Source organism: Streptomyces sp. NPDC050549 (assembly GCF_040655035.1).
Lineage (GTDB): Bacteria > Actinomycetota > Actinomycetes > Streptomycetales > Streptomycetaceae > Streptomyces.
Map to the genome: position 1 here is coordinate 163,427 of NZ_JBFAJD010000004.1, position 13,284 is coordinate 176,710.

The following is a 13,284-nucleotide window of genomic DNA, read 5'->3' on the forward strand; positions in this document are numbered from 1 at the left end:
CAAGGTCTCCGGCAAGCCGCCCGGCAAGGTCCCCTGCACCATCTCCCGCAAGTCCGACCCCTCCTCTTCCCCACAGGCCCGCTACAGGCCCGCTCCGATGCCACAGTGACCCATGTGAACTCTGTGTTCGACGATGTGTACGCACGGGAGTCTAGGCCCTGTTAAAGGGGCGGTAAGCAGCCCGTCACGGCTTGAGATCCGCTCGGAATGACGAGATGGACGCGATGGTGGGGTTTTCCCCCGGGAACCGGGGCGGCGGACCTCATGGCGCCGGGGCCCGCCACGCGGCACGCTGGCCCATATGACCGTACGCATCCCCTACGCCGACCCGGCGGCCTCCGGCGGCGACACGTTCGACGAGCCGTTGCCGCCGGCCCGTTTCGCATACGACAGACATACCTGGAAGGAGATCGCGCATCTCCTGACGAATCTGCCGGTGTCGGTGTTCGGCTTCGTCTATGTGGTGACGATGCTGGCCGTCAGTGGTGGGCTGACCGTCACCGTGGTCGGGTTCCCGCTGCTCGCGCTGGGGTTGATGGGCTCGCGGCTGATCGGGAAGTTCGAGCGGCGCCGGGCCCGGCGGCTGCTCGGGGTGCGGATCGAGGAGCCGAGCCCGTTGCCGTTGCGCAAGGGGGGCGGGCTGCTGCAGCGGGTGTGGATGGCGCTGAAGGACCCGGTGGGCTGGCGGACGGTGCTGTACGACGGGATGCGGTTGCCGTGGGGCATCGTCACGTTCACGATCACACTGGTCTCGCTGTTCGTGGCGTGGCCGGTGCTGCCGTTCATCGCGCGGGGTCTGGCGAACGTGGACCGGGCGATGGTGCGCGGTCTCCTCTCCCCCTCCGACGAACTGGAGCGCCGTATCGCCGAGTTGGAGTCGGACCGGGGTGTCGTGGTCGACACGGCGGCGGCGGATCTGCGGCGGATCGAGCGCGATCTGCACGACGGGGCACAGGCCCGGCTGGTCAATCTGGCCATGGGGCTCGGCCTGGCCAAGGAGAAGCTACTCGAAGGCCAGGCGGACGAGCATGTCGCCGCGATGGTCGACGAGGCCCACGGCGAGGTGAAACTCGCACTGCAGGAGCTGCGGGACCTGGCCCGCGGGATCCATCCCGCCGTGCTCACAGACCGCGGACTCGACGCGGCCCTGTCCTCCGTCGCCTCGCGCTGCACGGTGCCGGTGAAGGTGACCGCCGAACTGGGTGCGCGGCCGGCGGCGGCGATCGAGGGCATCGCCTATTTCACGGTCTCCGAGCTGCTGCAGAACATCAGCAAGCACAGTGGCGCCCGTAGCGCGTCGGTGGACGTGTGGCGGGCGGACGACCGGTTGCTGATCCAGGTGTGGGACGACGGCCGCGGCGGCGCGCGCCTCGACGGCGGTACCGGCATGCGCGGCCTCGCGGACCGACTGGGCGCCGTGGACGGCCTGTTCGTGCTCAACTCCCCGCCCGGCGGCCCCACGACGGTCACCGCGGAGCTGCCCTGGCGCGAGCGGACCGCCGAGCCGGGCCGGGGCTGAGGGCGAGCCGGGGGTAGGGAAAACCCCCCTCCGAGGACGCCGACGGACTCCATGGCCCGTGGACCTGCGACCGAGCAGTGTGGAGATACGACAGCACGGCTGCGGAAACCACCCGACTGCGCGAGCAGGCGGACGAACAGGACAGGACTACGCCGATGGCCACGGAGTACGGGCAGGGGTACGGACAGGGGTACGGACCGCACGGCACACTCGACCTCGACGAGCGGCACCGGCGTCGGCTGCCGACCGCGCTGCGCGCTCCCCTGGAGGCACGCAGCTGGCGCGAGTTCGGCTACGTACTGCTGAGCCTGCCGATCAGCATCATGCTCTTCACCTACGCGATCACGATGGTGGCGCTGGGCGCGGGCCTGCTGGTCACCTTCCTCGGCGTACCGGTCCTGGCGGGAGCCCTGGCCGGCTGTCGCGGCTTCGGCGCGCTGGAGCGGGCGCGGGCCCGCCGGCTGCTCGACCTGGACGTCGCCGACCCCGAGCCGCTGCGGATGAAGAAGAACGGCCCGCTGGCCTGGATGGGCGCCGTCCTCAAATCCGGCACGTCCTGGCGCCATCTCCTGTACGCGGTGCTGCACTTCCCCTGGGCGGTCTTCTCCTTCGTCGTCGCCCTCAACTTCTGGGCCTACGGCTGGGCCCTGCTGACGTACCCGCTGTGGTTCTGGCTGTTCCCGATGTACGGCGGCCAGGGCGGCCTTCAGCTCTACGGCGACGGGCAGCACCAGATCTATCTGGATAACCCCTTCGAGATCACCGTGACCGCGCTGGTGGGACTGCTGTTCACGCTGGCCACGCCGTGGATCGTGCGGGCGCTGACGATGGTGGACCGGCTGCTGGTGCACGGGCTGCTCGGGCCGTCGACGCTGGCGACGCGGGTCGTGGAGCTGGAGTCTGACCGGGGTGTCGTGGTCGACACGGCGGCGGCGGATCTGCGGCGGATCGAGCGCGATCTGCACGACGGGGCGCAGGCCCGGCTGGTGGCGCTGGCCATGGATCTGGGGCTGGCGAAGGAGAAGCTGACGGAGGACCCGCAGGCCGCGGCGCGGATGGTGGGCGAGGCGCACGGCGAGGTGAAGACGGCGTTGCAGGAGCTGCGGGACCTGGCCCGCGGGATCCACCCCGCCGTACTCACCGACCGCGGACTCGACGCCGCCCTCTCCTCCGTCGCCTCGCGCTGCACGGTGCCGGTGAAGGTGGACGTGGACCTGCCGTCGCGGCCGGCCGCCGCCATCGAGGGCATCGCCTATTTCACCGTCTCCGAGCTGCTGCAGAACATCAGCAAGCACGCGAAGGCCACCTGGGCGGCGGTGGACGTGTGGCGGGTGGAGAACCGGCTGATGCTGCAGGTCGTGGACAACGGGGTGGGCGGCGCGGACGCCTCCGGCGGTTCGGGGCTCGCCGGCCTTGCCGGGCGGCTGGACGCGGTGGACGGAATCCTGGTGGTCGACTCACCGGCGGGCGGGCCGACCCGAATCACGGCAGAACTGCCCTGGCGGGGCTGAGCGCCGACCACGATCGTGCCGTGGGCCCGGAGAGATCCTGGGCCCACGGCACACGTCTACGCCGGATCGCCCACCGCCAGCACCACCTTCTCCCGGTTCCACCCCTCCCCCAGCAGCCGGTGCGCCTCCGCCGCGTCCGCCAGCGCGTATCTCCTCCGTGACATCGATCCGTACGGCACCGGAGGCGGCCAGTGCCAGTGCGCCGAGCGCGTGGGCGCACACCGTCGCCGGGGCGCGGCGGCCGAGGTCGCCGATGTTGTAGTTGGTGAGGGTGCGGTTGTTCTTCCAGATCGCCAGGACGGGAAGCTGGAGGTCGGGGTGGCGGGCCGCTTCGCCGTAGACCGCGAGGCGGCCGAAGGGGGCCAGGACCTCGAAGCTCGCCGACCGGGTGGGGCCGCAGACCGGGTCGAGGACGATGTCGACGCCCCGGCCGGAGGTGGCCGCGAGGACGGCCTCGGGGAAGCCCTCGCGGACGAGGACCTCGTCGTAGCCGAAGGAGCGGCGGGCGTACTCCGCCTTCTCCGGGGTGCTGACGGTGCCGTAGACCGCGGTGGCCCCCAGCGCCCGGGCGAGCTGCGCCGCCGCTCCGCCGACACCGCCCGCCGCCGCGTGGACGAGGACCGTGTCGCCGGGCGCGATGCGGGCCGCGCCGACCAGTACGGCGAAGGCCGTCGTCAGGACGAGCGCGGCACCGCCGACCGTACGCAGGTCCAGGCCGCCCGCGAGCCGGTCGACGCTGTGCGGGAGCCGGTCGATACTGCCCGCGAGCCGGTCGACGCTGTGCGCGAGCCGGTCGATACCGTCCGGGACCAGGCCAGGGTCGCCGGTACTCGGAGCGGAGTCGCCCGGCCGCGGGTCGGAGTCGCCGGTACGCCCGTCGGAGCCGTCCGGGAGTGGGAGAGCCGAGGCGTCCGGGGCGAAGCCGCCCAGCGGCGGGTCGGGATCGCCGGTACGCCCGTCGAAGCCGCCCGGCGGCGGGACGGCCGGGTCGCCCGGCAGCGAGAGAGCCGAGGTCCCCGGGACCGGGAACGTGAAGGCGGCCGAGGCCCCCGCGTTACTCCGCGTAGCCCCCGCCGTCCGGGAGATACGCCGTCACCGCGTCGCCGACCGACACCCCGGTCACGCCCTCTCCCAGGGCCGCCACCCGGCCGGACGCCTCCAGGCCCGTGACGGTCTCGCCGTCGGGTTCGCCGAAGTCGCCGAGGCGGTGCTGTATCCCGCCGTGGCTGACGCCGGCGTGGGCGACGCGGATCAGGATCTCGCCTGGGCCCGGCTCGGGGTCGGGGAGGTCCACGAGGCGCAGTACCTCCGGTCCGCCGATCACCTCGAACGCGCTCGCCCGCACGGGCCCACCCCTCCATGTCGAGTGCCCGGCGCCCGGTGATCGGGACCGGGACGTGCGGAAAGCCGAAACCTGCGATCTCCTGTCCCTGTTCCGACCCTCCGGGGGCACGTCATTCCGGCCCTCCCGGGGCGCGCCCGGTCCGAATTCCACTCGCCCGGGCGCACCGCGGTCCGAATACTGGAATGCTGGACTTGTCGTGCGGACGGACGCGAACAGGGCGCGGACGGGCAGGGCGGGCTATGGGGGGCCGAACATCGTGGAGGACAGGGTGCGGGTGGTCATCGCCGAGGACTCGGTGCTGCTGAGGGAGGGCCTGACCCGGTTGCTGACCGACCGCGGGCACGACGTGGTGGCCGGGGTGGGCGACGGCGACGCGCTGGTCAAGACGATCACCGAACTGGCCGACCAGGGCGCGCTGCCGGACGTGGTGGTGGCGGACGTACGGATGCCGCCGACGCACACCGACGAGGGCGTGCGGGCGGCGGTTGAGCTGCGCAAGGCGCATCCCGGTCTCGGTGTGCTGGTGCTGTCGCAGTACGTGGAGGAGCGCTACGCCACCGAACTGCTGGCCGGTTCCACCCATGGCGTGGGCTATCTGCTGAAGGACCGGGTGGCCGAGGTGCGGGAGTTCGTCGACGCGGTGGTGCGGGTGGCCTCGGGGGGCACGGCGCTGGACCCGGAGGTGGTCGCGCAGTTGCTGGGGCGCAGCCGCAAGCAGGACGTTCTCGTACGGCTCACACCGCGGGAGCGCGAGGTGCTGGGGCTGATGGCGGAGGGACGGACGAACTCCGCGATAGCCCGGCAGCTGGTGGTGAGCGACGGCGCGGTCGAGAAGCACGTCAGCAATATCTTCCTGAAGCTGGGGCTGTCGCCGAGTGACGGGGATCACCGGCGTGTTCTGGCCGTCCTCACCTACCTCAACTCCTGACAAACTGACACTGTGTCAGACATCAGCCGTTAGCCGAGCCGAGAACCGGACAATGCATGGGGAGCGTCTTCAAGGGAAGCGTCGGGGGGCGAGAAATCATGACAAGTCAGGTTGTCGAGCCGTCTCAAAACAGCGTCCAACATGCGAATGGCCCAAGGAAGGCGACCCTTACGGACGTAGGGTTGATCCTGGGAGGGTCGGCGGTTCGACCATGCCCGGACAGCGTCCTCGAAGAGGAGGTCCAGTTCAGTGACCAGCCAGGTCAGTAGCCCAGCGGAGCAGGCCGACGGAGCCGACAGCACGTTGGTCGGGGAACAACGCAAACCGGCGGGGGTGAAGGACGTCCACCGCCTGGACCGGGTGATCATCCGGTTCGCCGGCGACTCGGGTGACGGTATGCAGCTCACCGGTGACCGCTTCACCTCGGAGACGGCGTCCTTCGGGAACGACCTCTCCACACTGCCGAACTTCCCGGCCGAGATCCGCGCCCCCGCAGGCACCCTGCCGGGGGTTTCGTCGTTCCAGCTGCATTTCGCCGACCACGACATCCTGACCCCGGGCGACGCGCCCAACGTGCTGGTCGCGATGAATCCGGCCGCCCTGAAGGCGAACATCGGTGACGTTCCGCGCGGCGCGGAGGTCATCGTCAACACGGACGAGTTCACCAAACGGGCGCTGCAGAAGGTGGGTTACGCCGCCTCGCCCCTCGACGACGGCTCGCTGGACGGCTACAGCCTCCACCCCGTCCCCCTCACCACCCTCACAGTCGAGGCGCTCAAGGACTTCGGCCTGACCCGCAAGGAGGCCGAGCGCAGCAAGAACATGTTCGCGCTGGGCCTGCTGTCGTGGATGTACCACCGGCCGACCGAGGGCACGGAGAAGTTCCTCAAGTCGAAGTTCGCCAAGAAGCCCGAGATCGCCGCGGCCAACATCGCGGCGTTCAGGGCGGGTTGGAACTTCGGCGAGACGACGGAGGACTTCGCGGTCTCCTACGAGGTCGCCCCGGCCGCGACCGCGTTCCCGACCGGCACCTACCGCAACATCTCCGGGAACCTCGCCCTGTCCTACGGCTTGGTCGCCGCGTCCCGACAGGCGGACCTGCCGCTGTTCCTCGGCTCCTACCCCATCACCCCGGCCTCCGACATCCTGCACGAACTCAGCAGGCACAAGAACTTCGGCGTACGGACCTTCCAGGCCGAGGACGAGATCGCCGGCATCGGCGCGGCGCTGGGCGCGGCCTTCGGCGGCTCGCTGGCGGTGACGACGACGTCCGGCCCGGGGGTGGCCCTGAAGTCGGAGACCATCGGTCTGGCCGTCTCCCTCGAACTCCCGCTCCTCATCCTGGACATCCAGCGCGGCGGCCCCTCCACCGGCCTGCCGACCAAGACCGAACAGGCCGACCTGCTCCAGGCGATGTTCGGGCGCAACGGCGAGGCACCGGTCCCGATCGTCGCCCCCTGCACACCGGCCGACTGCTTCGACGCGGCGATCGAGGCCGCGCGGATCGCGCTGAAGTACCGCACCCCGGTGATGCTCCTCTCGGACGGCTACCTGGCCAACGGCTCCGAGCCCTGGCGCATCCCCGACATCGACGAACTCCCGGACCTCACCGTGCAGTTCGCCCAGGGCCCGAACCACACCCTGGACGACGGCACCGAGGTCTTCTGGCCCTACAAACGCGACCCGCAGACCCTCGCCCGCCCCTGGGCGGTCCCCGGCACCCCCGGCTTGGAACACCGCATCGGCGGCATCGAGAAGCAGGACGGCACGGGCAACATCTCCTACGACCCCGCCAACCACGACTTCATGGTCCGCACCCGGCAGGCCAAGATCGACGGCATCGACGTACCGGACCTTACGGTCGACGACCCGCACGAGGCGCGCACGCTGGTCCTCGGCTGGGGCTCGACGTTCGGCCCGATCACGGCGGCGGTCCGCCGCCTGCGCGGATCCGGCGAGTCGATCGCACAGGCGCACCTCCGCCACCTCAACCCCTTCCCGCGGAATCTCGGCGCGGTCCTGGAGCGTTACGACAGAGTGGTGATCCCCGAGATGAACCTCGGCCAGCTCGCCACGCTGGTCCGGGCGAAGTACCTGGTCGACGCGCACTCGTACAACCAGGTGAACGGCATGCCGTTCAAGGCTGAGCAGCTCGCCACGGCTCTCAAGGAGGCCATCGATGGCTGAGACGTCCACGGAAGGCACGGGCACGATCGAGGCACTTTCGCTCGTCCCCAAGGCCGAGGCAGTGCAGTCCATGAAGGACTTCAAGTCCGATCAGGAAGTGCGCTGGTGCCCCGGCTGCGGTGACTACGCGATCCTCGCGGCGGTGCAGGGATTCATGCCGGAACTGGGCCTCGCCAAGGAGAACATCGTCTTCGTCTCCGGCATCGGCTGCTCCTCCCGCTTCCCGTACTACATGAACACGTACGGCATGCACTCCATCCACGGCCGCGCGCCGGCGATCGCGACGGGACTGGCCTCGTCCAGGCGGGACTTGAGCGTCTGGGTGGTCACGGGTGACGGCGACGCGCTGTCGATCGGCGGCAACCATCTGATCCACGCGTTGCGCCGCAACGTGAACCTGAAGATCCTCCTGTTCAACAACCGGATCTACGGCCTGACGAAGGGCCAGTACTCGCCGACCTCCGAGGTAGGCAAGATCACCAAGTCGACGCCGATGGGTTCGTTGGACGCCCCCTTCAACCCGGTGTCGCTCGCGATCGGCGCGGAGGCGTCCTTCGTGGCGCGGACGATCGACTCCGACCGCAAGCACCTCACACAGGTCCTGCGCGAGGCGGCGGCCCACCCCGGCACGGCGCTCGTCGAGATCTACCAGAACTGCAACATCTTCAACGACGGCGCCTTCGACGCCCTGAAGGACCGCCAGCAGGCCGAGGAGGCGGTGATCCGTCTCGAACACGGACAGCCGATCCGTTTCGGCGCGGACGGTGCGCGGGGTGTGGTGCGGGATGCGGCGACGGGTGACCTGAAGGTGGTCGACGTGACGCCGGAGAACGAGTCCCAGGTCCTGGTGCACGACGCCCACGCGACGTCCCCGACGACAGCTTTCGCCCTGTCCCGCCTGGCCGACCCGGACACGCTGCACCACACGCCGATCGGGGTGCTGCGGTCGGTGGAGCGGCCGGTGTACGACACGCAGATGGCGGACCAGCTCGATTCTGCGATCGTGCAGAACGGGAAGGGTGACTTGGCTGCGTTGTTGGCGGGTGGGGACACCTGGACCGTGGTGGGGTGACGGGTCCTGAACGGCCGAGAGGGCCCGGACACGTTGTCCAGGCCCTCTCGGCCGTTCACGTCACGTGTCGGGCTCGGAGCTGACGACCCACCATTCCTCCAGGTCGTCGAGCCGCTCGTCCATGACCGCATCGACCGCCCGGCCGGTCCGGGCCTCCAGGGACTCCTCGGGCAGCAGTTGCCGGTGCTCGGCAGTGCGCTGCCAGTACTCCGCGAAGACGGAGTTCCTGCTCAGAACCTTCAAGTCTCCGAGGAGCTCACCTCGGTCGATCACCCCGACGCGATAGGCGAGCAGAATAATGCCGTACTGCCGATTGGCGAAAATCATCTGACGTCGCCTGCTCGCCGATATGTCACCCAAGGTACTCAAAGCGTCGGCAAGCAGCGGATCATCTATCGAGCGATCCAACTGTTCCGCGAAAAGACGCTGTATCTGAATAACGTTCGCCCTGTGCATCTCTTTCACAATGCCCGCCAGCCCATCGGCGACGGCGTTGAGTGCACGGAGTAAATTTCCAGCACTCTCTTCCTGGTTCGACATCGCCACGCCTCGACCTCCCGACGTCCGGTGGCCGTGCGCAGACCGAGAACTCGGGTCGGCGCACGGCGAACAAAGCCGCCACCCCAGCCTGCCCGTCGGGGCGGACAGAGGCAGAGGCGGACAGGGGGCGCACAGGTGGATACCCCGCACCAACCCGTCCGCCCCTCGCCCTACGCGTCAGGGATGTCCTTCTTGGCGTGAATCAGGGTGTCGCGAGTGATGACAACAATGCGCTCATAGTCGGCTCTAGCCGCGTCGGGCGGGAGGTGCGGATCGAGTGCGTCGGTGACCTCGGTTCCGATGACGGCGAATCTGCCGTCACTGAGCTCGAAGATGTCCGGGCAGGTTTCACTGCTGTGACTGCCCCGCATTTTGGGGACGGTTCCGAGGCGACGGACAATTGCATCACGGGGAAAGAGATTGCTGGACATGACACCTTCTCCTGAGAGTTGATCGCCGAGATGCTACTCAACATACAGGGCAAGTATTCACACAGCGCCGGAAAATTTCTAACTCGGTGCACGTGTAATCACATCCGCATGTCGACATTGCATCTACATGTCGATACGCCCTTTGAAGCATAACCACTGCCGCGCCATTGGACTCGGCAACTCCGAGCCCCACGACCAACCATTCGTCCGGCTCATCCGCCAACTCCTCCACTATTACGTCGACGACCCCGCCGACACAGGCCTCCACCGAATCCGCAGGCAGGGACCTGCGGTAGTCGGCCGCGCGATCCCAGCACTCGACTAACAACTCGTCGTGGCACAGCACTTGCAGATGCCCCAGGGTTCGTCCCTGCTGTACACGCAGGCCCGATGAGTCATCAGCAGACTTCCGTGCTCCTGATGCGCAAAGATCATCCGCCGCGCTCGACTTCGGGGAGACCAGTCAGCGTGCTCCAGCGGGATCTCTTCCTGACTCCAATACCGAGCCCCACGCAGAAAAGTCCTGCGCATCCGTCGGCCGGTCGCGCAAGCCGCGGAATCGATTCTGCCCTTATCCGGATTCTCTGCAGCCAAGACGGAAAGGGGGCGCATGGATGGACGTGTCGCTCATGTCAACCGGCGCCCCGACATCCGTGTGCCCGGCGAGCGCCCGCCGCATTCCTGCGCCGGAGGCGTCCGCGCTGCTCAGCCCCGCCCCTTCGCCTCGTCGTAGACCTCCCGCGCCTTCTCCACCTCCCCCATCCGCGCCTCCGTCCACATCGCCAGCCCCCGCACCTGCTCAGCCGCCTCGCGCCCCAGGTCGGTCAACGAATAGTCCACCCGCGGCGGAATCACCGGCTTGGCGTCGCGATGCACGAAGCCGTCCCGTTCCAGGGTCTGGAGCGTCTGTGCCAGCATCTTCTCGCTCACCTGCCGCACCTGCCCGACCGCCCGGCGGAGTTCGCTGAAGCGGTACGGGCGGTCGAGGAGTTCGATGAGGACCAGGACGCCCCAGCGGGATGTCACGTGTTCCAGGACCATGCGGTACGGGCACATCGCCTCGCTGGCGACGCCGTCCTTGCTCGCCACCTCATCGCTTACCGTCATGGAAGTACCTTACTTCAAAGTGGGTACTTTCGCAGAGTTAGCGCACCTCCTAGGGTTAGTGCCATCGCACCCCACAAGGAGTTGTCATCATGAGCATCGTCGTCACCGGAGCCACCGGACACCTCGGCCGCCTGGTAGTGGAGCAGCTGCTGGAGAAGGTTCCGGCCGACCAGGTCACCGCCGTCGTGCGCACCCCGGAGAAGGCCGCCGACTTCGCCGAGCGCGGCGTGAAGATCGTGGTCGCCGACTACAACGCCCCGGAGACCTTCGACTCCGTCTTCGCCGCCGGCGACAAGGTGCTGCTGATCTCCGGCAACGAGTTCGACAAGGGCCGCGTCGGGCAGCACAAGATCGTCATCGACGCCGCCAAGGCCGCCGGTGTGGCGCTCCTCGCCTACACCAGCGCCCCCGGCACCCTCACCGCCGCCCTGGCCGACGACCACCGCGGCACCGAGGAGGCCCTGCTCGCCTCCGGTCTGCCGTACACCCTGCTGCGCAACGGCTGGTACAACGAGAACTACACCGAGCAGCTGGCCCCGGTCCTGGAGCACGGCGCCGTCGTGAACGCCGCCGGTGACGGCCGGGTCTCCTCCGCCTCCCGCGCCGACTACGCCGCGGCCGCCGTCGCCGTACTGACGGGTGAGGGTCACGAGAACCAGACGTACGAGCTGGGCGGCGACGAGGCCTGGGCCTTCGCCGAGTACGCGGCCGAGCTGAGCCGGCAGACCGGCAAGGAGATCGCCCACAACAACGTTCCCGGCGAGGTCCTCGTCGGCATACTCACCGGCGCCGGGCTGCCCGAGCCGTTCGCCGCGATCCTCGCCGGTGTCGACGCCTCCATCGAGAAGGGCGAACTGGTCGTCGCGAGCGGTGACCTGTCCCGGCTCTCCGGCCGTCCGACCACGCCGATCGCCGAGTCGATCGCGCTCGCGCTCAAGGGCTGACACCGCCCACACGCGGAAGCACCCCCGTCTGTCATGACCGTATAGCGATACGGGCATGACAGACAGGGGCGCTCGGCGCTACCTTCGTGCAGGTTGCACCGACGCAGCCGGGGCGTGGCGTGCGAAGGAGGGGCCCGTGAGCGGGAAGCCGAGCGGGAGGCCGAAGGGCGAACAGCACCACATAGGACTGCTGAACGGCTTCGCGGCATACGGCATGTGGGGACTGGTCCCGCTGTTCTGGCCGCTGCTCAAGCCGGCCGGCGCCGCCGAGATACTCGCCCACCGGATGGTGTGGTCGCTCGCCTTCGTCGTCGTGGCGCTGCTCGTGGTCCGGCGCTGGGCCTGGATCGGCGAACTGCTGCGCCAGCCACGCAAGTTGGGGCTCGTCGCGATCGCCGCGGGCTTCATCACCGTCAACTGGGGCGTCTACATCTGGGCCGTGAACAGCGGCCACGTCGTCGAGGCCTCGCTCGGCTACTTCATCAACCCCCTCGTCACCATCGCGATCGGCGTCCTGCTCCTGAAGGAACGGCTGCGCCCGGCGCAGTGGGCCGCGGTCGGCGTCGGTCTCGCCGCCGTGATCGTGCTGACCGTCGGCTACGGGCAGCCCCCGTGGATCTCCCTCTGCCTCGCCTTCTCCTTCGCGACCTACGGCCTGGTGAAGAAGAAGGTCAACCTCGGCGGCATCGAGTCGCTGGCCGCGGAGACCGCGATCCAGTTCCTGCCCGCGCTCGGCTATCTGCTGTGGCTGGGCGCGCACGGCCGGGCGACGTTCGCCCAGGAGGGCGCCGGGCACGCCGCGCTGCTCGCCTCCACCGGCATCGTCACCGCACTCCCCCTCGTCTGCTTCGGCGCGGCGGCGATCCGGGTGCCGTTGTCGACACTGGGCCTGCTGCAGTACCTGGCACCGGTCTTCCAGTTCCTGCTCGGCATCCTCTACTTCCACGAGTCCATGCCACCCGCACGCTGGGCGGGCTTCGCCCTGGTGTGGCTGGCCCTCGTCCTGCTGACGACGGACGCGTGGCGCACGGCCCGGAGGGGCAGGGCGGCGGCGGCAGCGGTTGCGGTCCTGCGGGACAAAAGCCCGGCTCCGGACACGAATCCGAACCCGAACCCGGTGGACACGGTCGAGGCGTAGTCCGGCGAACGGGTCCTGTCAGTGCCGGGTGCCACAGTGGAAGGCATGACACAGACTCCCGCGCCGACAGACACCCCCGCCCCGGTCCACTGGAAGCTCGTCATCGACGCCGCCGACCCGCACGCGCAGGCGGACTTCTGGGCCGCCGCGCTGCACTACGAGGCCGAGGACAACAGCGCGCTCGTCGAACGGCTCCTGGAACTGGGCGCGTTGCCCGGCGCCGCGACCGTCGAATTCCACGGCCGCCCGGCCTTCCGCGACCTGATGGCCGTCCGGCATCCCGACGACCCGTACGACAAGGAGCGCGGCACCGGGCTCGGCCGGCGGCTGCTGTTCCAGCGGGTGCCGGAGGCGAAGACCGTCAAGAACCGGCTGCACATCGATCTGCATCCGGGGGAAGGACGGCGGGAGGCCGAGGTGGAACGGCTGACGGGGCTGGGCGCGAGCGTGCTGCGCCAGGTGTCGGAGCCCGCCGGCGCATGGGTGGTGATGGCGGACCCGGAGGGCAACGAGTTCTGCGTGTCGTAGGCCTTCCCGCAGCGTTTGCTGCGGCGTTTCCCGC

12 protein-coding genes and 1 pseudogene are annotated in these 13,284 nt (G+C 69.2%); 8 read left to right on the forward strand and 5 right to left on the reverse strand.

What is annotated here, in order from left to right; genetic code table 11:
• The first annotated feature begins 301 nt into the window (after positions 1 to 301).
• Both AB0I51_RS08700 and AB0I51_RS08705 read left to right on the forward strand, forming a co-directional pair.
• Positions 302 to 1,519: a sensor domain-containing protein gene (locus AB0I51_RS08700; protein ID WP_362972759.1), complete on the forward strand. Its 1,218-nt coding sequence runs from the start codon at positions 302 to 304 to the stop codon at positions 1,517 to 1,519.
• A gap of 155 nt (positions 1,520 to 1,674) precedes the next feature.
• Positions 1,675 to 3,030, forward strand: a complete 1,356-nt coding sequence (locus tag AB0I51_RS08705; RefSeq protein ID WP_362972761.1) for a sensor domain-containing protein — start codon at positions 1,675 to 1,677, stop codon at positions 3,028 to 3,030.
• Positions 3,031 to 3,336: 306 nt separating this feature from the next.
• Here the strand turns inward: AB0I51_RS08705 and AB0I51_RS08710 are convergent.
• Positions 3,337 to 4,116 (reverse strand): annotated as a pseudogene (locus AB0I51_RS08710) (zinc-binding dehydrogenase); the annotation flags it as partial.
• Entirely contained in the window at positions 4,085 to 4,375 is a 291-nt protein-coding gene (locus tag AB0I51_RS08715; RefSeq protein ID WP_362972763.1) for an alcohol dehydrogenase catalytic domain-containing protein, read from the reverse strand. The pseudogene AB0I51_RS08710 and the gene AB0I51_RS08715, both read right to left, overlap by 32 nt.
• A gap of 268 nt (positions 4,376 to 4,643) precedes the next feature.
• Here AB0I51_RS08715 and AB0I51_RS08720 point away from each other — a divergent pair, with 268 nt between their 5' ends.
• The 3 genes from AB0I51_RS08720 to AB0I51_RS08730 all read left to right on the forward strand — a co-directional run bounded on the left by AB0I51_RS08720 (position 4,644) and on the right by AB0I51_RS08730 (position 8,562).
• Positions 4,644 to 5,303, forward strand: coding sequence for a response regulator transcription factor (locus AB0I51_RS08720; RefSeq protein ID WP_026179104.1), 660 nt, complete (start codon positions 4,644 to 4,646; stop codon positions 5,301 to 5,303).
• 249 nt (positions 5,304 to 5,552) lie between these two features.
• Positions 5,553 to 7,490, forward strand: a complete 1,938-nt coding sequence (locus tag AB0I51_RS08725; RefSeq protein ID WP_362972765.1) for a 2-oxoacid:acceptor oxidoreductase subunit alpha — start codon at positions 5,553 to 5,555, stop codon at positions 7,488 to 7,490.
• On the forward strand, positions 7,483 to 8,562 hold the full coding sequence (locus AB0I51_RS08730) for a 2-oxoacid:ferredoxin oxidoreductase subunit beta (protein ID WP_362972767.1): 1,080 nt from the start codon (positions 7,483 to 7,485) through the stop codon (positions 8,560 to 8,562). The genes AB0I51_RS08725 and AB0I51_RS08730 overlap by 8 nt, the downstream gene beginning before the upstream one ends.
• A 60-nt stretch (positions 8,563 to 8,622) precedes the next feature.
• Here the strand turns inward: AB0I51_RS08730 and AB0I51_RS08735 are convergent, their stop codons facing one another.
• The 3 genes from AB0I51_RS08735 to AB0I51_RS08745 form a co-directional block, all read right to left on the reverse strand.
• Positions 8,623 to 9,102: a DUF6082 family protein gene (locus AB0I51_RS08735; RefSeq protein WP_362973129.1), complete on the reverse strand. Its 480-nt coding sequence runs from the start codon at positions 9,100 to 9,102 to the stop codon at positions 8,623 to 8,625.
• Between the two features lie 170 nt (positions 9,103 to 9,272).
• A complete protein-coding gene (locus AB0I51_RS08740) occupies positions 9,273 to 9,533 on the reverse strand; it encodes a hypothetical protein (protein WP_362972769.1) in 261 nt (86 codons plus the stop codon).
• Positions 9,534 to 10,238: 705 nt separating this feature from the next.
• Positions 10,239 to 10,640: a helix-turn-helix domain-containing protein gene (locus AB0I51_RS08745; protein ID WP_362972771.1), complete on the reverse strand. Its 402-nt coding sequence runs from the start codon at positions 10,638 to 10,640 to the stop codon at positions 10,239 to 10,241.
• Between the two features lie 89 nt (positions 10,641 to 10,729).
• Between AB0I51_RS08745 and AB0I51_RS08750 the strand changes: the two genes are divergently transcribed.
• From AB0I51_RS08750 to AB0I51_RS08760, 3 genes are all read left to right on the forward strand, one after another.
• Positions 10,730 to 11,584, forward strand: a complete 855-nt coding sequence (locus AB0I51_RS08750) for an SDR family oxidoreductase (protein ID WP_362972773.1) — start codon at positions 10,730 to 10,732, stop codon at positions 11,582 to 11,584.
• A gap of 136 nt (positions 11,585 to 11,720) precedes the next feature.
• Positions 11,721 to 12,722, forward strand: coding sequence for an EamA family transporter RarD (gene rarD / locus AB0I51_RS08755; RefSeq protein ID WP_362972775.1), 1,002 nt, complete (start codon positions 11,721 to 11,723; stop codon positions 12,720 to 12,722).
• A 45-nt stretch (positions 12,723 to 12,767) separates the two neighbouring features.
• Positions 12,768 to 13,250 carry a VOC family protein gene (locus AB0I51_RS08760; RefSeq protein WP_362972777.1) on the forward strand — a complete coding sequence of 161 codons (483 nt, stop codon included), beginning with the start codon at positions 12,768 to 12,770 and terminating at the stop codon, positions 13,248 to 13,250.
• Positions 13,251 to 13,284 lie beyond the last annotated feature (34 nt).